The 1,454-nt window shown below is 61.5% G+C and carries 2 protein-coding genes; both read right to left on the reverse strand.

Annotation, left to right across the window (positions count from 1 at the left end):
* Positions 1-105: 105 nt before the first annotated feature.
* A complete protein-coding gene (locus tag KB201_RS24600; RefSeq protein WP_211540886.1) occupies positions 106-999 on the reverse strand; it encodes an IS3 family transposase in 894 nt (297 codons plus the stop codon).
* The gene (locus KB201_RS24605; RefSeq protein ID WP_068969944.1) at positions 996-1,310 is read right to left on the reverse strand and encodes a transposase; all 315 of its coding nucleotides are present in this window, start codon (positions 1,308-1,310) and stop codon (positions 996-998) included. The genes KB201_RS24600 and KB201_RS24605 overlap by 4 nt, the downstream gene beginning before the upstream one ends.
* Positions 1,311-1,454: the final 144 nt, after the last annotated feature.

A 1,454-nucleotide genomic window follows, 5' to 3' on the forward strand; every position in this document is an offset into this window, starting at 1 on the left:
TGAGGTGGTGTCGGGTGTGGGGGAGGTGCCGGGTGGTGCGGGTGTGTACACGTTGTTCACGTCTGGGTCGACGGGTCTGAGGTTCCCCTGAAAAAGTGGACACGGTTAGCTTGTTTGCTGACTTGTGTGTGATCTGATTTCGAAGTCGATAGGTGAGACCATCCCTAGCGAGCTATGCCTTCTGTCATGGTTGTAGAATCGGATGTAATTGTCAAGTCCGGCAGCAAGATTCGCGTAGCTGCCGTACGCGTGGCGCTTGTAGCTCTCGTGTTTGACCGTTGACCACAACGACTCGGCGCCGGCGTTGTCCCAGCAGATGCCGGTCGCGCCCATCGAGCGTTGCAAACCATGTCGACGGCACGCTGAAGCCATGTCGTAGCTGGTGTACTGACCGCCTCGGTCGCTGTGCAGAATGGTGCCGGCCACCGAACCGCCACGAGTGAGCACTGCAGCATCCACCGCGTCCTCGACGAGCTCGGTGCGCATGTGATCTGCCAGCGACCAGCCCAGCACTCGACGCGAGTGCTCGTCTCGGATCGCGCACAGGTAGGCGTCCCCTTCGCCGCAGGTCAGATAGGTGATATCGGAGGTCCAGACCAGGTTGATGCCGCCGCGATCGAAATCGCGGCCGACCCGGTCCGGCGGGAACGACGCGGCCGGATCGACCTGGGTGGTCCTGACCTTGAACGTGCGCGGACTGATGCCCTCGATGCCCATCTCGGCCATGATCTTGGCGACGGTGTTCTCCGAGACCGCCACCCCCTCAGCGTGCAGATCGGCGGTAATGCGCGGTGAACCGTAGATGCGTCGCGAGGCCTGCCAGTGCGCCAGAATCTTCACTTCCAGATCCCGGCGCCGCTGCTGTCGGGGCGTCAACTCGACACGATGTTGCCGATCTGCCCACGCGTAGAATCCGGACCGCGACACACCCAGGAGAGCAACAAGTTTCGTCACGTCGTGGTTGGCGCACTCCGCGGCGATGAGTTCGAAACGACTCACCGATGATGCTGCGCCGCAAAGTACGCCGATACTTTTTTCAGGAATGCGATATCACGGTCCTTCTCGGCGAGTTCGGCACGCAGCCTGGTCAGTTCTGAGCGTTCACTCGCCGACAGATCTTGGTCGGGCGGCACCTTGCGAACATCATCGGCGACGCCGTCTCGAAGCCGCTCAGCCCGAACCCATTTGCCCAGCAGATTCTCATGCACATTGAGTTCCCGAGCCACCTCGGTGATCGGCCGACCACCATCAATCACCCGACGAGCAGCCTGAGCCTTGTACTCCGGCGTAAACGACCGCCTCCTGGACATGTCGACATCCTTCCAGCAGGACCCCTGGCCCCACTATCTCGGTGTCCACTCAAACTGGGGAGGCTCAGTCGGCCGAAGGGTGTGACGGTGTCGCAGGCTGCGGTGGTGAATCGGTTGGGGTGGATGCAGTCGTTGTTCGGGTTG

The sequence above is a fragment of the Gordonia sp. SCSIO 19800 genome (assembly GCF_018132775.1).
GTDB classification, from domain to species: domain Bacteria; phylum Actinomycetota; class Actinomycetes; order Mycobacteriales; family Mycobacteriaceae; genus Gordonia; species Gordonia hongkongensis.